We start from the raw sequence: 18464 nt of genomic DNA, 5'->3' as shown, positions 1-18464 counted from the left end.
AGAACTCTTTCACCCATTGGTGCCATCCTTATCCTTCACGGCCGCAAACCAGCGTTCGTGCATGGCGGCCACAAGCTTTTCCGCGTCACACAGCGCATCGAGCGGATCACGCTTCTCAAGGTCAGAAATAGCTTGGCGCAGCCAATAGCTGCTGCACTTCGCATCCTTGTAAAACTGCAAGACATCGCTCATCGCTGCTCCTTAAGGGCTACGGTATTTTGCAATTTACGCGGCCGGCGGGATGCTTCACCACCGCCCAGCCAATCGACGTTGTTGGGGTCAATTTGTCCCAACAAAACCATCTGGCGCACTTTCTGACCGATCGTCTGTCCGCCAAGACCACCTCGGCTCTCTGGCTTGAGCCAATGCTCTAAAGCACCCACGCTGTTCTGGTCGCGCACCAATCCCAAATACGTATTGTCAGGCTCGATGACCTCACCAACAGCACGCAATCGCTCGTATCCAGCCCAGGCAATCCGGCCTACACCCACGTAATCGCGCAAGCAGCTTGCGCAGCCTTCAGGATTCCGAAACCGCAAACGCGACAAGTTGGCAGGATCGAGCCCGCGCAGATATGCGGGCAATGTCTGGGTGCCATCATAAGCGACTGCACAATCCGAACACAGGCACTGAACCAGCGTTTGCTGCATCAACAGCTTGAACAGACCAGGACGTGCCACTTCAGATGGCGGTATCCCCATCGATATCAAACGAAACAGGATTTCGTTCGCGCTCAGAACGTGAATCGTCGTGAACACCGTATGGCCGGAGCTGATGAATTGAAGAACCTGCTTGCCACCACTCGCATCACGTATCTCTGACACCAAACCGACATCCGGATTTGACCGGCTGAAGTGCATCAGAGCTTTTCGATAGGCCTCATCGCGGTTCGCGCCATCACCAGACGATGATACAGGGATTTGCAGCACCGACGGATGTTCGAGCCGCATCTCCACAGGATCTTCGATCGACACGACCTTGGTGTGACCCTGCTTTTTTCCAATCAACAATTGGATAGCCCGGATCAATGTCGTGGATTTGCCGTCACCCGTGGCACCGCCAATAATGAAGCCACCATCCTTGCGGCTACACATCCAATCAATCGCGTCGATGATGTCCTCATCAAGGCCCAAGTCGGACAGGCTACTCGTGTTCTTGTCACCCTCACTGTAGAAGAAGCGAAAGGTATGATGGTCACCGACATCAGCGGCCGTCTCGTGTGGGCCACGCTCCCCACGCAGCTTTACAACGCCATGCGGCAAACGCAGCGTGTCAGTGGATGTGATCGAAAACGACTGGAACGAGCGTATCTCGCGGGTCGATTGACCAGACCCTTCTTCGCGCGCATTGAACAATGCATCGAGCATGATTTTGCCGTCTGCGCGCGTCCACTGGTACGGAATATCGTGCCATTTACCACCGACTTTCATGCGCAAGTCGGTGTGAAAATCCCGCAGAATGATATCGAGATCACTGGTCCGCGCAGCGGCCAGATCGGCCAGCAAGCTCTCGATGGTTTCGCGAACCTCGGCACTGTTGACAGCTGTGGTATCAACCTTGTCCGACGAGCGCGGTGCCCGCGCATTGTAAGCATCCGCAACTTCATTGAGCGAGACAACGTTGATATCCGATACTTCCGGTATCCGCCCTTGGGCAATCAGCGTGCTGCGCTCGGAGAGGACCTTCGGGTCCGCCTTGAACTCTTTGGCAACCAAAACCACGCCACCAGCCAGCACCGCGCAACGCTGCCGGAAATATTGCGTCCCCACATCATACGTGCCGTTGTCCAGCTGTGGTGCAGACAGACTCCGGGCAGGCGTTACCTTTTTACGGTTGAAAAACATGGTGTTCCTCGCGGGGAGCCCAGACCCTCAGGCCACAGGCATGTGAAAATTTACTCGTGCCGCTGCGGGATAATGATGGGTTCAGGAGGCGCGGTCACCTCACCTGTCCGCAAGTTCCGAAACGTCACAATATGACGTGGCGATTGCACGACCCTGGGCGCCATTCTGTCAGACGCTTTGATGTTGAGCTCCCCTGCGCAATCGCTCAGCGTCACTTCGGTGACATCTGCCGGATCGTCATAATCAGCGATATCGACCGCTAGGACCTTCACACCGCCTGGCAAGGCCTCGCCAGCACGGGCTGTATACGTCTGTGTAAACCAGCCCGTCGCTTGGTCGAACGAGTCCACCAAAGCCAGATCGGCCAAGGGCAGACGGCCTGCGGCCGCGAGGTGACCGACCAATTCATAAGCATCAGCAGGACGCGGAATGGCGCAGCCATTCTCATCGACCCCGGCCTCTTGCTGCGCCGACAATTTCAGGGCGAAAAGATCGCTCAGACTAAATTCAGCATTCAGAGGTTCTGAAAAGTCGTGGCCATTGATCTCGTAACCGCCGGTGCCACAAGTCAGGATGGCTTGCTCCGCAAGCACAAACTCTGCCTGAGCCACATCCACATCGCCGTCACCAACTGCAACCAGCGCGATCTCGCCCGCAATCTTTCCATCCGCGCTGAAGGGGACCGCAACGGTCATTTTCCGATCAAGTGAAAGATCGTTGCTCTGCGACGTCAAACATTGTGCAGCTTGCGCGAGGAACTGACCAGCGGCGGTCGTCTCTGCGTCGCTCGAAGATCCGGCTTCTGCGGGCTCTGTCACCCTACCTGCGTCGTTCGCTGTCACAACAGCGCGGCGGCCCTGCCCTTTTGCAATCTCCAACGCGTTATACGATTCAATCAGCTGACGTTCGGCTTCAACCACTTCCTTGAAGATGCGATCGTGTTCGGCGCAAAGGTTCAACACTTCCAGCGTAATCACGTACTGTGACGCAGCTTGGAAACCGGTCGTCGCTTCTCTGTATGCCTGCGTGAGCAGATCGGCAGGGCAAGTCAGCTGACGGCCCTCGGGAAGACGCCCGTTCACACCGGTTTCAGATACGACAGGCAAAGCGGCTCGATCAGCCTCAGGCGCTCGCGTTACAACTTGACCAGACTCGACAAAACTTTGCCCAAACACACCGGTGCCAAGAACACTCAGGATTGCAGCCCCCGTAAAACAAGACTTACTCATCTTGGCCAAGCCCTTCTGCTAGTATATTTTGCAAGACATCCACTGGAACGTAGCGGCGTTCATCACTGTCAAAATTGATCACGATGATGCCGGAACCGGTCTCTTCCGGCGCCCACATCAACATCTGCCCATCTGGGGCCTGAACCGTAAACTGTGATCCAAATTTACTGCCCGCCGGAAGAACACCTTCGAGCTCAGACACAGTCACTTTACCATCTAAGTTGGAAAGCAGCGGTCGAGATGCTGGCAGCATCTCTGGACGGAACCCATCATAGGTGACCGTAGTCACCGGCATATCCACCGGGAAAGAAAATTCCGGAATACCGTTCCGCAATACATGAACTTCGCCATCATGAGCAGTGAGCCCTGCCAAAAAAGCAAACTCGGTTTCGGGATTGAGAACCCAAGCCAGCCCGGCTTTTGCATCCAACACGTAGAAAAAGTCTGGCGGTAGCTGCAACAAATCATTCTCAGATATATTACCAACCAGTTCGGAAAACGGCAGAGTTTCCGCAGCAGCGCTCGACGCACAGACGAAACTACATGCAACAAAACTTGAAAGAATAGCGCGTTTCAAAATGGTGCTCCTCACGGGTCAAGTGCTGCCAGGCGCTGCGCGCCGGCAGATGTTCGATAGACTGCTGCGCAGCTTGTGAATCCTTCGTGGAAGCCATGGTCGCGCTGCAAGCTTGCGGTCAGCTTGGGATGATCGCAGATCCACATCTGATAACTGTTGCCCAGTTCCTCGGACCGCATCACGGCGGCGGGGATATGCGCTTGCACCGCCTGCCCCCGTGCGACTGCGTCGAGGCTGGGAGAGGCCAACAAATAGGCATGAAGTGAAATTGCTGATGACGCGACATCGTAGATAAAGCTGACGACAACAGGTTCATCATCGAGAAAGGTAATTACTCCCTCATCGGGCAGCACATCAGGCGTGAGCACTGCCCCCGCATCATCCAATGCCCACCAGTCAGATGCCCAGGTCGAAACCAATTCAAAAACATCTGCCTTACGCAATGGCTGGTGACGATACTCAGTCACGGACGTCACCTGCACGGTTTTGGACGGTCATCGCGCGAATTCGCTCGCGGCGCTCTTTGGAAATCCAGAAATCCACCATCAAACCAATCGGCGTCTCTATCCGATGATCGTTTGTCGCCAGACAAATCATCTGCGTCCGACCAAGACGTTTATGATTGGGGTCCATGTTAAGGATTTCGATGAGAGGTCTGAAACCACCCTGCCATTGCAGGGCATTCACAGGACTATAAACAACTCCGTTGAACTCAATCGCCTCGCGCATCCAAAAGCGGTATGTCTCGGTGACCAGCCGGTTCCCTTCGAGCATGGTGCCCGTGATGATTTGCGTTGCAGGAACCAAACGACCGTCCGCCAGTGGGATGAGGGTTTGCAACCCGAAGCCCCCGGTGTGTGGATCAAGTATCTTGCTGTGACCCGTCATTGCGCCACCACCACTGTAGGGTTCAGCGGAACCGGTGTGAAATCCGTGACAAGATCAGGACGGATCACGCGGTCCCCCGCGTCCTGCTCCACCAGCTCGAAGTAGTTCCAAGACGTCTGGTTGTTGTTTACGACCGTGCCAAGGTTTTCCGCCGCAGGGAATTCAGGGCAGGCAGTATAGACCGCCGCAGGGACGTCATTCTGGAGGTGACCCTTACGATAGTCCCTGAGCACAGGTCGATCGTACCCAAGGAAGGCTAACCGACCAAAGGACGCATCGTATTGGACAAGTCCATAAGTCGAACTGCCGTTCACTTCGATGAATTCTAACTCTGTAATCCTATAGCCAATGTTGTGATTGTCGGCGGATCTAGAAATCCAGCGCTTTGTCGCTGCGCCATCAAGCGATTTGCCAACCTTATAGCTCACCCTGCAAACCTGAAACGAACCGTCAGCGGCATAATGCTCGACAGTCAAAGCTCCATATGCACCACCACGGCCATCGCTCTCTTCGTAACCAACGAAGGTCTTCCCAGAGAGTAGGGTGACAAGGTTTTCCTGCGTCACATTCTGGAAAACCATATCACGCGTTTCGAACCTACCCTGCACGCCCCAATGGTCATAGCCTACGGTCTCAAATGAGCGATATGTTCCAGCGGAGCAGCCTGCGACCAAAGGGGCAATTATGCCAATCAGGACCAGTTTCAATTTTGAGAAAATAACCATTACAGAAACCCCGTCATCAGTGTTTTGAGGAGTGATTTGCGCGGCGGCGTATTCAATTCCGCCAAAGCGTCGACCGCAGTGAGCGTCAGCGCCTCTGAGACCAATTCAGGATCGATCTCGAGGTGATCTGCAAACAAAATACCGGAGCAAAGCATCGTGTTGTTCACCGTGCCGATGTTGTAAATTGGACCGTCGGCAAGACCGAGGAACTCGGCATCTGGATGATCTTCGACTATTTTGCTGTGGCCGGTCATTGCGCCACCGCCACTGCAGGGTTCAGCGGAACCGGTGTGAACTCCGTGACAAGATCAGGACGGATCACGCGGTCGCCCGCATCCTGCTCCACCAGCTCGAAGTAGTTCCACGAGGTCTGGTTGTGGTTTACGAACGTGCCAAGGCTTTCCGCTGAAGGGAATTCAGGGCAGGCAGTATAGACCGCTGCAGGGATGCCGTTCTGAAGGTGGCCTTTGCTAATATCACGCATAAATGGGCTCTCATAGCCAATGTTGGCTATCCTTCCTAGAGATCCATCGTATTGTACAATGCCATAACTTGAATGACCGGCTAGTTCGATGACTTCCATTTCAGCCAATTGATAACCGATATTTTGATTATTGGCAGTAGTCGAGATCCACCGCTTCATAGCAAATGCATCGCCACGAACAGGCTTTCCAGTTTTATAGCTCACAATACAATATGCTAACTCACCTGATGGATCATAAAACTCAACTGTAAGAGCACCATACCCTCTACCCAGTCCATCACTTTCTTGATAGCCGACAAAGGTCTTCCCTGACAGCAGCGTGACAAGATCTGACTGCGTGACATTCTGGAAAACAAAATCCCTCGTTTTGAACCGGCCCTGCACGCCCCAATGGTCATAGCTTACGGTCTCAAAAGAGCGATATGCTCCATCCGAGCAGCCTGCGACCAAAGGAACAATTATGGCAATCAGGATAAGTTTCAATTTTGATGAAATGACCATTACAGAAACCCCGTCATCAGTTTTTTGAGGAGCGCTTTGCGCGGCGGCGCGTTCAATTCCGCCAAAGCCTCGACCGCCGTATACGTCAGCGCTTCTGCGACCAGATCGGGATTGATCTCGAGGTGATCCGCGAATAGAATACCCGAGCAAACCATCGTGTTGTTCGCCGTGCCGATGTTGTAAATTGGGCCATCTGCAAGACCGATGAAATCGGCATCTGGATGATCTTCGACAGGAATCCAACGATCCTGATACGCAACCAAGTGGCTGCCAGACACATGCACCCCGCCAAGGTTATACATCAGCGCAGGCAGGAACTGCCCCGTCATAATGACCTCGCCGCCGTCCAGAACAAAATCGCCAGGCTCGATCAATTCGATCCGTTTTTTAGACCCGTCTGCCATCGTGACCAACGTGCCGGCAACGAAGCAGCTACTGCCGCCGCCACTACCACCGCCACCACCGCCGGACGATTTATTTCCACCGGTGAAGAAGTTTTTTACCTTCTGCCAAGCACTATCCCCAGTAGAGCCAGTTGTCTGGGATGTTCGATTATCTCCGCTCGCTCTATCCACTGACGACCCATCGCATCTGAAATTGCAGGTATCGACTTTTTTGATGTGGACGGTCGACTGGCCGTTCTCCCTCATGTACTTTCGCGCATCGGCTTCTGTCGGAAAATCACCCTTGCCGTCGCCATCGACGTCATAGTAGCCACGGTTGCTATCTCTATCGTTACTGGTGAAGCACCGGTTTGCACCATTTATCCACGCTGGATTTGAACTGCTGACCGATGCAGCCGCACCGCTCGCATAAGAGACAGTGGTCACGGTCACATCGCGGTATTGATCGAGGCAGCCATTGACCACCTGCGTCTGACGCTCGGACCGGTTGGTCGTGTTGGAACACCCGTTGCGCGTGGTCACCCAGTTGCCATAGTTGCGCGTCGTCCATTCCATCGGTGGTCGCGCATTGGCAACGCTCCCAGTCGTGTCCGTGTAGCTGCGCTGCCGATCCCACGTCCCATCGGGGAAGCTGCCGCTGCATTGCAGGCCAGTTTGGCGCTCGACGTTTGATGCTTGGGTTTCCAAAACGCGTGGCTGCACAGCGTCCCCATCACACAGCCCCTGATGGAAGACAGCCGTTCCAGCGATAGGCGCGTAAACAGGAGCCTCACCTTCAAGATAATACCCCCGCGCTGGTGGGATTTCACGCTGCTGGATACGCCAGACGCGGATGCTTTCAGATGCCACACCTGCAACCGTCCATGTGCATGCCTCTGTCAGCAAACCATCGTTCTCACGTGGCGCACGGCACCCGCCTGTATAGGCCCAATCGCTTATAAAACCATCGTCGGACGTATCCGATGGCGTCCCGTTGTCTGGATTAATCGCGCGACCACGATCAGTCGTTGGATTGTCATCACCCCACAGACTGACATGCAAACGCCCGCGGGCAAACTGCGCTTGCCCTATTATCTGATCGGCCGGCACGCCGTATTCGGACGCAACAAATGGCTCTCTGCAAAGAGCGGTATCGGTTACAGCGCCAGCCTGCATCTTATGGATAAAGTTCAGCTCGCGCGGCGTCACCCACTCAAAGATGGCCAGCGTTTCAGGGTCAAAAGTCCGCGACTCAGCATACCAATCACCGCTGTCGGTAATGCAATCTGGCAGCGGGATTGCAGTACTGCCATCGAGGGTCGTCATCTCATCCGAAGCGTTGAGAACACCAATGGTGCCCCGCCCGCGCCTATCATCCGGCATCAAGGACACTTCGCGCAGGTTCAACTCGTGCAGCCCCGCCGTACCCGTCACCTCTAAAATACTATCATAGCCGACCGGTAGCTTGGGCAGGATCGTCAACAGCGCGTAGCGATACCCCCGATCTGGCAGACCCGTTGTCGGGTTTATGTCGCCGACACCGCAGACCCTGTATTTGATGTTGTAATTGGAGCGGCCATGCAGACGTTCTTGAAATGGAACAGCGCCATCTACGTGTCTGTATTCGTAGGGGTAAATATTACGATCAAGTCTTCCCTCGTTATCTTTAACCCATTTCTCAATCGCCAGAAAACCGCCGTCATTATTATTCCATTCGTCGCGCAAATCGGAGATTTGTATCAGCCGTTTCATCAGGGTGTGGGCAGATTGCATCGCCATCATCGCCTGGTGCGCAGCATTGATGTTTTGATTGCGCATGACACGATCAACACTCTGCTCCGCACGGCCCGTAATAAGATCGGCAATCGATTGACCAGACAGCGGCGCGGATGTGTACAGCACCAGACACGCCGATGAGACAGTTGCTGTAAGGTGGTTTTTAATACTCATTCGGTGTCTCCTCGGTGACAGAGATATACTGGGCCATATCCGCTTCGTTGATTGTCAGCCGGCCACGCCGATCTTCCAGCGTGATCGTGGTCTGACCGTCAGTGCCCTCGGCAATTGCCAGAACATCGGTGGACGCCATGAACAAAGATCGCTCGAAAGCGTCGAGCATCGACGTGTCCAACGTCACGGTCGCAAAGGTTGGAACCGGTGGTTGGGCTGGGTCACTTTGCACGGAAAGGGTTTGTGGCAAGTCTGCAGCCAGAACCGAAGCAAACGCGTTTTCCACACGCGTGCGGAACTCCGGCAAGACGACATCACTCATCGTGAATACCTGCCAGGACAAATCAATCGGCCGTGCGGCCAAAATCTGTCCTTCAATGACACGTTCCTCAAACGGCCATTGTTGGAACATATACGAAGCCATGCGGGCAGAGGTAATGCCTGATGCAGGGTTGGGCAGACCAATCACCACGCGCTCATATTCTTTCCATGCAACCGCAGCATTCATATCGCCGATCGGGCGCGGCGCCCCCGGCAGAGCGCAGCCAGCCCTCGCTACTTTCCACCCTGGAACTCCTGGCCATTCGTCGCCCAAGGCATTCACGCAAGTCTGTGCGAAGTCGTTCATATCGACAGCAAGATCGACAGTCGGAATGAACTGCGTGACTTCTTGCGCATCAGGCTTGCCCCTGAACATCTCAACGGCGAACGGGAAGGCCATAATACCCGCAGCCATCACACCGACCGCAAGCCCGGCAACGCCGATGCTCTTGTTCGTAATTATGCGATACGGCTGCACCTGCGGCGCAGCCGCAAGTAGTTCTTCGTCCAGCGTTCCGAATTCAGGCAATACCTTTGGCGAGACACCTGTATCAACAGTGCGCGCAAGGTCCAGAAAGTCAGCAGCGACAAAAATGGCGTCGGCAAATGAAGATCGCTTGGACTGGATGGCCCATTCCATTGCCGACTGGCTGTCGTCAAACAAATGCTCCGGCTCAACAAGCGGGACCCCTTGTTCAATGTGCACACCAAAGTGGCGTCCATCATCGAGTAAGAGAACAACAGCAGAAATCCCCTGTTGCTCCTTGATCAGTTGACCGACCATCCACGAGAGGGGCACCCTGCCCAAAAGCGAGATCTCGTCGGTATCCGCAGTCTGGTTGTTAAACGAGACATACCCCTGCCCTCGCGCACCAAACTTGATGCGCTGCAAACCAACAGGCGCATCGCGCAGCTGCCACGAAAAGCCAACACCGACTTTTATTGCATGATATGTGGCCAGCTGCGCAGACATCAGCGGCGATCCTCGACAGTCGGCAGGATGGCAGGCCGCACCAGCACGATCATCCGTACTTTGCGGATTTCCGCGTCATTGCTACCGCCAAGAAAGAGGTTATTGCGGCGCACAGCGCGAGTAGCATATTCCTGTTCGTAACCCGCCAAGACCAGCGTTTCACCCGGCGACAGAATTGCATCGTTTTGCAGCGCACGTTCGTCGACAGAGGGCAACTGCACGGTGCTGTTGGACGATGTGAACTCATCAAGCCCGTTCAGGCTGCTTTGCAGCAAGGTCAGGTTGAGATGGATTTTGCCGTTGTTCACGATACGCGGCAGAGCGTGGATCGACAAACCACTGTCGATCGAGCCGGTGGTGATCGACGTCGACGTCACCCCATCGGTCGTGCTTGTTTCCGTGCCTGAGACATAATTCGTGGTATTTTTGATAACGGTCGGAGACCAGACGCCTGACTGGGCGATTGTCGAAGCCTGACGAAAGTCCACAACAGCCTCATTTTGCGCAAGCGCGCGAAATGACAGCGTTTCGGCGCCACGGCTGAGTGTCGCCACACCATTACCAGAAAGTGCGGTGGCTAGGCCGGACACCGAATAGTTGGATCCCGCTCCCTCAATACCGCCTTCGAATTGGGACAGCTTTTCGCTGTCGACAAAAAAGATGCCAATCTCAAGACCGATCCGCGCGCCATAGATCGCTTTGAACTCATCCACGACGCGCTCAACTTCCTTCTGAACACTCGGTTGGCCCAGCACTGTAACCGTGCCCGCATTGCGGTTGAGCTGGAACTCAGCAGGTGGTGCAACAACCGCAGCCAGCCGGTTCTCGATCTCACCCCATGGGTCCAACTCGACGCCGCGCGTCAGAGAGACAGACGAGCCCCCTGCCTGCAGGCCATTCACAGACGACGAGAACGAGGACGAACCGGTCGGCAGAGGGATTTGGTAGCTGGTACGGACCATCGTATCAAAGGTGATCGCCTTGCCGTCATAGTGCCAAACCGTGTCGGTGCGTGACGCAACTATGTCCAGCGCACGCGACAAAGCGCCAACGTGATGCAACCGCATGGACGCCCCAGCCCGCACATCAACAGAGTTCCAATTCTCTGACGTGTAAACGGTTCGGATATTGACTGGGATACCAGTCGCAGTGGTCACCTTATCGGCGAATACATTGATGCCTTCGTTGCGCAGCTCGATATCAACGCCCTTCGCCGCTTCGAATTCCCTTGGGATCGGCTGCCCGCGCGTTTCGCCAAGAGGCACCCGAACGGCCTCACCGAAGTATGGTCGATCTACGATCTGGACCTCACCGCGCTGCGCAGCCGCAAGACGTGCAGCCTGCTCATTGGTCAGGCGCGCTGCTTCGTTAATCTGCTGGTCCGCCTGATCGATCGTTTCACAAGCAGACAGTGCGAGGACAAGGGCGAGAGCCGCCGAGGATTGGAGTAAACGGCGCATTCTTACAGCCCACCTATTTTGACGACATTATTGCTGAAAATCTGCACGGCTGGCGGGGTCCCCTGCGCACCCAGACCGCGAACAACGCGCTGAAGCACATCACGGAAAGAGCCACGCTCATTGATATCGACGGCGAAGGTCCAGTCCTCAGCAGTTTCAATCACCACTGTATAACCAGCCGCACGCGCCCATTTTTCCACCGTAGATGTGAAGGTTTCCCCGCGGCGGGCAGACCATGTCGGAATAGGAGCAGCCTGCGGGGCAGAAGCAGCAGCGGGAGAAGAACCACCGCCCTGCCCCGCTGTGGCCGCCGGACCACACGGAAGCGTCAGCACGGAGCCAACGCGAATAACATCAGGATTTTGGAGAACAGCACGATTGGCCGATATGATTGCCCGATGACCGGCCGCATCGCCAAGCTGTGTCCTGGCAATACTGTAAAGCGTGTCTCCCGGGCGAACAGTGTAAGTGCACGATGGTGCTGTGACGGCGGCGGCAGCAGCAACTTGACCACCCAGATTCGTGGCATCCAAAGGCTCACCAACGTTGAGTGTGGCGCGTGTACGCGCCAGCGTAGCATCGAAGTTTCCAGCCGGGGCCGCAGTGCTGCGCACGACCGCAGATCGCTCCGATGCAACCAGCGACTGCCAGTCAGGACAGCGGATAATCTCCGCTTCAACTGACGTCGAGATTGACGCCAACACGATCACACCAAGCAAACCCTTGTTCATATTCAGTAATTCCAAATCTCTTACGATATATCTTTTTGAATATTTTGGACTATTGCCGAACTGTTGCGCACATCAAACCCTCTTTCGTAACAATCTTGCTTGTTCGGGTGATTATTCGTCGTCAATTTTCGCCAGCGTCCGATTTGTACGGCTACAGAGCAGCTCTTGAGGCCTTCAGCATTGTAAGGCTTCCACATCAGCCCGGATCTTGCTGCCGTGACTGAGGAAGAACCACGCAAGTTTGTTTCCGCCAACAGCTCAGCGCCGTACGGACTCGGGGGTAAGGTGACACCGGGGGTGTTCGCGGTTTCGGTGGCAGCCGAGAGGCCAGCCGAAACGGTAACCACATGTCGAAATGCATGAGTCATAAATAAACACCCCTCTCTTCAGCACCATTCCTAAAGCAACGATGCACGATGGTCAAGGGATACTTAAAAGTACGCAGATACTGGTAGACTATTCAGGCGCTAGCGGCAAGAACAGATGATGAACATCTACCTTAAACGCTCCTGCGAGCGCATGGACTACATCTATAGTTGCGGCTTTTCGGGTGTTTTCGATACTTGCCACCGTCGATGTGGAAACACCGGCAAGGCTTGCCAAGTTTTCCTGGCTAAGACCGCGCTCTTCACGGAACTTACGTACATTCCTTGAAAGTAAAAGCCGGGTGGTCACACTGTCCTCTTGAGAATGCAAAATAGCCCCCGACCTCATCATCTCCGACACGCTACTATTCAAGCTGGAGGCGATTTTTTCAAGAGTAGTTAGGCTGACACGACGCTTTACGCCTTCAACATGATTGATGGTAACGATCGAAAGCTTGCTTACCTCAGCCAACTCAGCCTGAGAAAGCTTTCGCTGTAACCGGATATGTTTCATAGCCCTGGAAAAAAAAACGTGGCTGTCATCTGTATCTTGGGTCATGAGTCATGACTGGCACAATCTCAACATGAATGAGATTTACAATATTACAATGCTTACGCTTGCCAGAATCCCTACATGTCGCGTATGCAGGTATCCGAACCACTAAAGGTTCAACCAGTCAAAACGACACAGGAGGCAATCACCCAGGTCCCAAAAACACAAAACCCACCAAAGCCGAAGCTTGGTGGGAGAAGTGGCTAGAAGAGACGGCGAAACCTCTTCAGGAATAACTGAACACCTTATTCCTAGCCATTTCCCCCTGTCTAAGCAAGCAAAAACCGCTCTTGAGCGAACAAATTTTTGCACTCTAAGGTCAAGTGGGCTGCGTTCGATCTGGGTCGAACAGGGAACGGCTATGACATATCAATTCAAATCAATCACAGACTGCGAAGCGCACGCGCTTACGCAACCGCAGACGGGTACCAACACATCACCGCTCAAGATGACACACGATGGGTTACCGGATGGTATTAAGCCTCTGGCAATAACCGACTTATTGGAGTCGTTGCGCGGAAAGCTTCAGTTGCGTGACGAGGATCTGGCATATCTGCGCCTCATGATGCGCAAGCTTCGCCGTGAAGATTTCTTGCCAGGACGTATTTGTGTCGTCTGGGAGAGCGTCACACACATCGCCGATCAGCTAGGCCTGTTGACCAGGCAAATTAACCGCATCGAACAACGCCTCATTCGTGCGGACTTGATCGCAAAAACATCCAGCGGAAACGGTTTCCGGTTTGGACGGCGCCGTGCAGACGGTGTCATCGAAATCGCGGCAGGTATCAATTTCGCGCCGCTCATCAACCGCATGCCAGACATTATTGCCTATCACCGCTTAACCACTGTGGCTGCCAATCAGCTAAAGACATCGCGGCGTACCGCCGCCGACCTGATCGCGCAAATCAGAGCACTCAAGGCGGATGAAGCGCTCCGGGCGGCGCGTGCCGCCCTGCCCCGCCTGCGGCCCAGTGAAATCAACGATCTCAAAAAAATTGAAGCCGTGATTGACGCGCTGGAAGCCATCCTGGCCGATTTCTCAACCACCACCGGTCAGACAGTTGAGGCCGCGCGGTCGGACAGTTTGGACCGACCCTATACTAAAACCGTAATTAATACCAAAACTTGTACAAGGGCTGAGAATGAAGAAAGACCCAGCCGAAACGTCCGCACAACACCCGCACAGGTGCACGAACTGGCAAGCGAGCAGTTTGCTGAGATATTGACCATGTACAAAGATGGCATAGAGCCCGGACAGGCCATGAGCTGGCGCGTAATCTGTACAGCGGCAGCCGATTTTGCTCAGATGCAGGGCATCTCCGGTGCAGACTGGGCCAATTGGCCCCGTACGCACGAAGGGGTTCAAAAACGGCCACATTTCATGAGAGTGCTGTTGTGCGCTTGATGCGGTCGATTGTTGCGACACCGACGTTGAAGTCGCGCGCGATGGCACGAATGGATTTTCCCTCTTTGAGCATGGCCCTGACCTGATCCTGCTGGTGTGGTGTCAGCTTCAGCTTGCGTCCGAACTTCACGCCGCGTTTCTTTGCGGAGGTCCGTCCTTCTTCTGTGCGTTCATTGATGATGTTGCGTTCAAGTTCAGAAAGTCCAGCAAAAACAGTAAGTAAGAACTTTCCCATGGAGCTTGTTGTGTCGGCCCAGGGTTCCCGCAGGGAGCGGAATGATGCTCCGACGGCCTCTACCTTCTGGGTAATCACGAAGAGATCACTGGTTGATCGGGCCAGACGGTCGAGGCTGGTGACGACCAACGTATCACTGGGCTGTAGGGAAGCGATCATCTTTTCAAGCTGAGGCCTGCGCCGGTCAAACCCCGTGATTTTTTCCTGGAAGATCGTGTCACAACCTTCGCTCTGGAGGTGTTCGATCTGACTTTCTAGGTTCTGGCCAGTCGTCGAGACCCTCGCGTACCCGATCAGCATGGATTTTGCCCGGATTTAAGGCGCCACATACGGAACAAATATACGGATTTTACAAGGCGCTGATTTTGCGCACAAAAAGGTCGTTCCGTTTGTTATAAGTTTCGGAACATGTCATGCTGCCATCCTCACCTCTTCGAGAGGTAAACGCGTGTCCATATCAAGATCGAAGACGCCGTATGGGTTGAAGTGGCTGTGCGGCAGTGGGTTCAGCGCCGCCATGTCTCGGTCTGTCATTTTTTCGCGCCAGGCGTGCTCACGGAGCACCTCCTGGATCATAAGGGTGTTCACGTAGACCATCGCCGCTTGCAGCAGATGCAGGCTGAGGACAGAGATTTCATGATCGTCACGACGATTGGACACCAGCTCATTGCCATTGCCGTAGAAGATGAAGTCGTTCACCCCGTTCCAGCGCTCTATAACATTGAGTCCAGAATGGATCTCGCGGCGCAGCTCCGCGTTGCCGAGATACCGGCACAGAAAGATCGTTTTAACCGCCTTGCCCAATTCCAACAGCGCCGAGAACACCGGGTGCGTTTGGCCCCGTGTAAAGCGGCGTAGGATGGTTTCCGCGTCTGCTGTCCGCAGCTTGAGGGCGCTCGCAAGGCGGATCATCTCATCGTAATGCTGCCCGATCAGACCCCAGTCGATGGGCCGGGCCATGCAAATAGACTCGATATTTGCGAAGCGATGGTCGGTTTGCTTGTCCGCGCGGGCGAGCTTTTGGTTGGCGATACCCTTCAGGCGCGGCATCAAGTCGAAGCCGAGAAGATGGCAAAAGGCGAACCCCACGACACTTTGCCCGTGGGTATCAACAAACTGGCGGTCGATATCCAGGTCCGTGCCGTGGTGCAGCACGCCTTCGATCATGGAAGCGACCTCTGAAGACGAGACTTGTTTCATCTGTGAGTGGACGCAGGTGGCCTGCTTATCAACATGCCAGTAGATCATCACCCCGCGCCCGCCATAGCGCTGGTGCCACTCTGTCATCAGGTTCTGGTCCCAGGAAGCCAACTGCGTGGAATCCGAGGCACAACTCGTGCCCGCATCTCCCCAGATATCGGCGCTTCGGATGCGGTAGGTGGCGTCTGCAATCCGCCGGGTTGCATCCTGAAGCGCTGTTTTGTGAACGAAGCGTTGCCGGATGTAGAGCAGTTCTTTGTAGCTGACCTTATGGGGGCCCGCCGCAATGGCCTTGAGCCCAATATTCGTCCCGATCCCAAACAGGGCCAGCAAGAGGCGCCGGGAGACCTCTTCCTGTGGCAAGGTCTGCCGAGATCCCGCCGCACGGAACAGCGGCGTGAACTCCGTGCGCAGGTCAACTTCCTTCAGCACATCAAGCAGGCTGGTCATCGGCCACCGTCGGCCGAGCTCTGCTTTCAGGTCTTCAAGCCCCACAGGATCAGTTTGTGGCTTCAAGGGGCGTAGAGACAGGCGCGTGCCGCCACCCCGGGACTTGAGTGTGACATCCTTGTTGGCCGGGAAGCTTTGATCGAAGGAGATCAAGGCGGTTTCTCATGTTATCCCGCAAAGCTTGGACAAACTGATCCGCGTCTTGGGGCTGATTAAGAAGATTAAAGTAGTGCGCGCGGCGCGCATCAAAATCGGCGGGCAGGTCTTGGTCCGGATCACAATATCGCTTCGCGCCCTCTATCCAGATTTCCTTTGTCCGCAGTTTGTCGCGCAGGGTTTGCAGGACGCATATCTCGTAGTTGATCCGATTGACGCGGCTCACGCCCCCACGGCCCATCTCGAGGACAATATCGCGCCATTTTGGGCGGACGACACCGTCGATCGGCACCTCACTCTCAGCGTAAAACTGCGGCTTCCGATCCGATGGCTCGGTCAATATAGAAAGGGCGGCTAACAACGGCTCCGCACTGGCACTGCTGGTCCGGAATGTCAGCGCTTTCAAGATTACCGGCAGGACGCGCCGATAATGCCGCGCATAAGAGCGGCGAATTGTGTGATGCACGCGGGTCGTGAAGGAAGGCGTGTCCGCCTGGTAGGCTTGTGCGAGATCACGGATCGTTTCGCGCGGGACCACTGGGTAGATGACCTGCGGAATGTCACCGTCCGGCTGCCCATCGACCGCGAGCACGATCTTGCCCAGAAGCGTGTCTTTGCTTTCCGCCTTCCGGAAATCGGCAACGTATTCCTTGATCACCTTACTCTCAGCGCGCGCAGAGATCTTGTGGATGATGCTGATCACCAAATCGCTCAGATCATCTGTCAAATCTGTGCCCCTGGTTGCGCAAAAGCAACTCAGCAGGGCATGGCGCACGACCTCAGGACGGCGGCGCATGTCCCAAGCATCCTCGCTGGCGGCGCGCCGGGCCAGATTGGCGATATGGTCTGGGTAGACACCGTCCAAGAGATCTGCAGGAAGGCCGATGGCACGCACCATCTCTAACCGCACCACAGCATCCTGAACGGCCTGTACGCTTGTCCCGCCTGGACCTCGCGCAAGCTGCGCAAATCGCGATGCGGCCTCATCAGTCGTCAGCAAAGCATCCAAGGCGTGTTTGTGCGCCAACACCAGCCGCCCTGAAATCTTGGCGCACAGCATCTGATCGAACCGGCGTTCTGACTGGGCCACCAGCTTGTCCAAACGCGATTGGTCAGGTTGGATGAAGCGGTTGATCAGAAACCACGCCGTCATTCGCTCATCAAGCGCGGACACCTGCGGTGCGTTCGGCAAGACCTCGGCCACAAGCCATTTCACAAACTCGCCTGAAGCGGCTTGATCAAACCGTCGGAGCCGCAAATGGTCCGAAACCAGACGGCGATACCGGCGATCCGAGCGCTCTGGCACATCTGATGGCAGTGGACCGTCATACTCGATCTGCTCCGCCAAGAACTGAGCAACAATCTCTGGTATAGCATCCATTCGGTTAGGAAATCTGGCATGGCGTTGGAAAAACTTCAGGTAGTATCCGAGCACAAGCCGCTTCGGACCAGACAACCCCTTCAGCAGCGGCTGCTCTGAGGGTTGCAAAACCCAATGTAACCGCAGGGCCTCCGCTGACCAAAGTTGTTCCATGTCCGCTCCAAATTAAACTATATCGGAGCATACATACGGATCATCCCGCTATGTCAACTCAAAACGCACAACCCGAAAATGTGGCCGCTTTTGACCCCCTTCGTGCGTACAGGGCCGACCTCGAGCGCATCAGCAGCGTGCTTGCCTCCCATAACAAGAGCGCCTTTCATCGGAAGGATCAGGATTTCCGCATGTGGATGGCGGGCGGGATCGGCATCATAGCCGGGGCGTTCCTGCTGGCGTTCTTGCCGCGCTTTTTGCCCTTCTCGGCAGACAGCCATGTTGCAAGCCTTGTCATGGGTAACGACCGCATCAACGCGGCATATGCCATGATCAACTCTGTGGATCCTATCGGCGTCAAAAAGATGCAATGGGGGGCCGGGTTCTATGAGGCCAGCGGCGGGGAGATTTCCGCGTGCTTGGAGAAGGCCAGGCAGACGGCCAAGGATCAGAAGTGCAACATTACTGTGCCCGCGCCGAAGGAGGGCCTTTGAGATTTC

At 55.1% G+C, this 18464-nt stretch carries 19 protein-coding genes; 2 read left to right on the top strand and 17 right to left on the bottom strand.

The features are described 5' to 3' along the window. Positions 1–9 precede the first annotated feature (9 nt). The 14 genes from LOKVESSMR4R_RS19195 to LOKVESSMR4R_RS19130 form a co-directional block, all read right to left on the bottom strand. Complete coding sequence (locus LOKVESSMR4R_RS19195) at positions 10–192, bottom strand: hypothetical protein (protein ID WP_087212212.1); 183 nt, start codon at positions 190–192, stop codon at positions 10–12. Then, positions 189–1844, bottom strand: coding sequence for an ATPase, T2SS/T4P/T4SS family (locus LOKVESSMR4R_RS19190; RefSeq protein ID WP_087212208.1), 1656 nt, complete (start codon positions 1842–1844; stop codon positions 189–191). Before LOKVESSMR4R_RS19190 ends, LOKVESSMR4R_RS19195 begins: the two co-directional genes overlap by 4 nt. 50 nt (positions 1845–1894) lie before the next feature. Beyond that, on the bottom strand, positions 1895–3082 hold the full coding sequence (locus tag LOKVESSMR4R_RS19185; protein ID WP_157898288.1) for a hypothetical protein: 1188 nt from the start codon (positions 3080–3082) through the stop codon (positions 1895–1897). Then, positions 3066–3650, bottom strand: a complete 585-nt coding sequence (locus tag LOKVESSMR4R_RS19180) for a hypothetical protein (protein WP_157898287.1) — start codon at positions 3648–3650, stop codon at positions 3066–3068. The genes LOKVESSMR4R_RS19185 and LOKVESSMR4R_RS19180 overlap by 17 nt, the downstream gene beginning before the upstream one ends. An 11-nt stretch (positions 3651–3661) precedes the next feature. After that, positions 3662–4117, bottom strand: coding sequence for a hypothetical protein (locus LOKVESSMR4R_RS19175; RefSeq protein WP_157898286.1), 456 nt, complete (start codon positions 4115–4117; stop codon positions 3662–3664). Next, on the bottom strand, positions 4110–4538 hold the full coding sequence (locus LOKVESSMR4R_RS19170) for a hypothetical protein (RefSeq protein ID WP_087212197.1): 429 nt from the start codon (positions 4536–4538) through the stop codon (positions 4110–4112). The genes LOKVESSMR4R_RS19175 and LOKVESSMR4R_RS19170 overlap by 8 nt, the downstream gene beginning before the upstream one ends. Next, positions 4535–5263, bottom strand: a complete 729-nt coding sequence (locus LOKVESSMR4R_RS19165; protein WP_087212194.1) for a hypothetical protein — start codon at positions 5261–5263, stop codon at positions 4535–4537. Before LOKVESSMR4R_RS19165 ends, LOKVESSMR4R_RS19170 begins: the two co-directional genes overlap by 4 nt. After that, positions 5263–5517 carry a hypothetical protein gene (locus LOKVESSMR4R_RS19160; protein WP_087212191.1) on the bottom strand — a complete coding sequence of 85 codons (255 nt, stop codon included), beginning with the start codon at positions 5515–5517 and terminating at the stop codon, positions 5263–5265. Before LOKVESSMR4R_RS19160 ends, LOKVESSMR4R_RS19165 begins: the two co-directional genes overlap by 1 nt. Then, the gene (locus LOKVESSMR4R_RS19155; RefSeq protein WP_087212188.1) at positions 5514–6248 is read right to left on the bottom strand and encodes a hypothetical protein; all 735 of its coding nucleotides are present in this window, start codon (positions 6246–6248) and stop codon (positions 5514–5516) included. Before LOKVESSMR4R_RS19155 ends, LOKVESSMR4R_RS19160 begins: the two co-directional genes overlap by 4 nt. Beyond that, the gene (locus LOKVESSMR4R_RS19150; protein WP_157898285.1) at positions 6248–8581 is read right to left on the bottom strand and encodes a hypothetical protein; all 2334 of its coding nucleotides are present in this window, start codon (positions 8579–8581) and stop codon (positions 6248–6250) included. Before LOKVESSMR4R_RS19150 ends, LOKVESSMR4R_RS19155 begins: the two co-directional genes overlap by 1 nt. After that, positions 8571–9875 (bottom strand): hypothetical protein, encoded by a 1305-nt coding sequence (locus LOKVESSMR4R_RS19145; RefSeq protein WP_087212183.1) that lies wholly within the window; start codon positions 9873–9875, stop codon positions 8571–8573. Before LOKVESSMR4R_RS19145 ends, LOKVESSMR4R_RS19150 begins: the two co-directional genes overlap by 11 nt. Continuing rightward, a complete protein-coding gene (locus tag LOKVESSMR4R_RS19140; protein ID WP_087212181.1) occupies positions 9875–11335 on the bottom strand; it encodes a hypothetical protein in 1461 nt (486 codons plus the stop codon). Before LOKVESSMR4R_RS19140 ends, LOKVESSMR4R_RS19145 begins: the two co-directional genes overlap by 1 nt. A 2-nt stretch (positions 11336–11337) precedes the next feature. Then, positions 11338–12081, bottom strand: coding sequence for a TcpQ domain-containing protein (locus LOKVESSMR4R_RS19135; RefSeq protein WP_157898284.1), 744 nt, complete (start codon positions 12079–12081; stop codon positions 11338–11340). 441 nt (positions 12082–12522) lie between these two features. Continuing rightward, positions 12523–12990 (bottom strand): helix-turn-helix transcriptional regulator, encoded by a 468-nt coding sequence (locus tag LOKVESSMR4R_RS19130; RefSeq protein ID WP_087212174.1) that lies wholly within the window; start codon positions 12988–12990, stop codon positions 12523–12525. A gap of 355 nt (positions 12991–13345) precedes the next feature. Between LOKVESSMR4R_RS19130 and LOKVESSMR4R_RS19125 the strand changes: the two genes are divergently transcribed. Continuing rightward, positions 13346–14389: a helix-turn-helix domain-containing protein gene (locus LOKVESSMR4R_RS19125; protein WP_087212171.1), complete on the top strand. Its 1044-nt coding sequence runs from the start codon at positions 13346–13348 to the stop codon at positions 14387–14389. Here the strand turns inward: LOKVESSMR4R_RS19125 and LOKVESSMR4R_RS19120 are convergent. The 3 genes from LOKVESSMR4R_RS19120 to LOKVESSMR4R_RS19110 form a co-directional block, all read right to left on the bottom strand. Next, positions 14364–14924: a recombinase family protein gene (locus LOKVESSMR4R_RS19120; RefSeq protein ID WP_047998007.1), complete on the bottom strand. Its 561-nt coding sequence runs from the start codon at positions 14922–14924 to the stop codon at positions 14364–14366. The genes LOKVESSMR4R_RS19125 and LOKVESSMR4R_RS19120 overlap by 26 nt on opposite strands. 111 nt (positions 14925–15035) lie before the next feature. Beyond that, positions 15036–16274 carry a Tn3 family transposase gene (locus LOKVESSMR4R_RS19115; RefSeq protein ID WP_157898283.1) on the bottom strand — a complete coding sequence of 413 codons (1239 nt, stop codon included), beginning with the start codon at positions 16272–16274 and terminating at the stop codon, positions 15036–15038. A 49-nt stretch (positions 16275–16323) separates the two neighbouring features. Beyond that, the gene (locus tag LOKVESSMR4R_RS19110) at positions 16324–17964 is read right to left on the bottom strand and encodes a DUF4158 domain-containing protein (RefSeq protein WP_087212166.1); all 1641 of its coding nucleotides are present in this window, start codon (positions 17962–17964) and stop codon (positions 16324–16326) included. 50 nt (positions 17965–18014) lie between these two features. On the opposite strand from LOKVESSMR4R_RS19110, the gene LOKVESSMR4R_RS19105 reads away from it, so the two are divergent. Next, positions 18015–18458, top strand: coding sequence for a DUF6118 family protein (locus LOKVESSMR4R_RS19105; protein ID WP_204248701.1), 444 nt, complete (start codon positions 18015–18017; stop codon positions 18456–18458). Positions 18459–18464: the final 6 nt, after the last annotated feature.

Source organism: Yoonia vestfoldensis, assembly GCF_002158905.1.
GTDB lineage: Bacteria > Pseudomonadota > Alphaproteobacteria > Rhodobacterales > Rhodobacteraceae > Yoonia > Yoonia vestfoldensis_B.
This window is presented reverse-complemented; position numbering and strand designations above follow the sequence as displayed.

Coding starts and splice junctions, on each gene's coding strand:
- LOKVESSMR4R_RS19195 (WP_087212212.1), bottom strand. CDS start 192: ATGAGCGATGTCTTGCAGTTTTACAAGGATGCGAAGTGCAGCAGCTAT.
- LOKVESSMR4R_RS19190 (WP_087212208.1), bottom strand. CDS start 1,844: ATGTTTTTCAACCGTAAAAAGGTAACGCCTGCCCGGAGTCTGTCTGCA.
- LOKVESSMR4R_RS19170 (WP_087212197.1), bottom strand. CDS start 4,538: ATGACGGGTCACAGCAAGATACTTGATCCACACACCGGGGGCTTCGGG.
- LOKVESSMR4R_RS19165 (WP_087212194.1), bottom strand. CDS start 5,263: ATGGTTATTTTCTCAAAATTGAAACTGGTCCTGATTGGCATAATTGCC.
- LOKVESSMR4R_RS19160 (WP_087212191.1), bottom strand. CDS start 5,517: ATGACCGGCCACAGCAAAATAGTCGAAGATCATCCAGATGCCGAGTTC.
- LOKVESSMR4R_RS19155 (WP_087212188.1), bottom strand. CDS start 6,248: ATGGTCATTTCATCAAAATTGAAACTTATCCTGATTGCCATAATTGTT.
- LOKVESSMR4R_RS19150 (WP_157898285.1), bottom strand. CDS start 8,581: ATGAGTATTAAAAACCACCTTACAGCAACTGTCTCATCGGCGTGTCTG.
- LOKVESSMR4R_RS19145 (WP_087212183.1), bottom strand. CDS start 9,875: ATGTCTGCGCAGCTGGCCACATATCATGCAATAAAAGTCGGTGTTGGC.
- LOKVESSMR4R_RS19140 (WP_087212181.1), bottom strand. CDS start 11,335: ATGCGCCGTTTACTCCAATCCTCGGCGGCTCTCGCCCTTGTCCTCGCA.
- LOKVESSMR4R_RS19130 (WP_087212174.1), bottom strand. CDS start 12,990: ATGACCCAAGATACAGATGACAGCCACGTTTTTTTTTCCAGGGCTATG.
- LOKVESSMR4R_RS19125 (WP_087212171.1), top strand. CDS start 13,346: ATGACATATCAATTCAAATCAATCACAGACTGCGAAGCGCACGCGCTT.
- LOKVESSMR4R_RS19120 (WP_047998007.1), bottom strand. CDS start 14,924: ATGCTGATCGGGTACGCGAGGGTCTCGACGACTGGCCAGAACCTAGAA.
- LOKVESSMR4R_RS19115 (WP_157898283.1), bottom strand. CDS start 16,274: ATGACCAGCCTGCTTGATGTGCTGAAGGAAGTTGACCTGCGCACGGAG.
- LOKVESSMR4R_RS19110 (WP_087212166.1), bottom strand. CDS start 17,964: ATGGAACAACTTTGGTCAGCGGAGGCCCTGCGGTTACATTGGGTTTTG.
- LOKVESSMR4R_RS19105 (WP_204248701.1), top strand. CDS start 18,015: ATGTCAACTCAAAACGCACAACCCGAAAATGTGGCCGCTTTTGACCCC.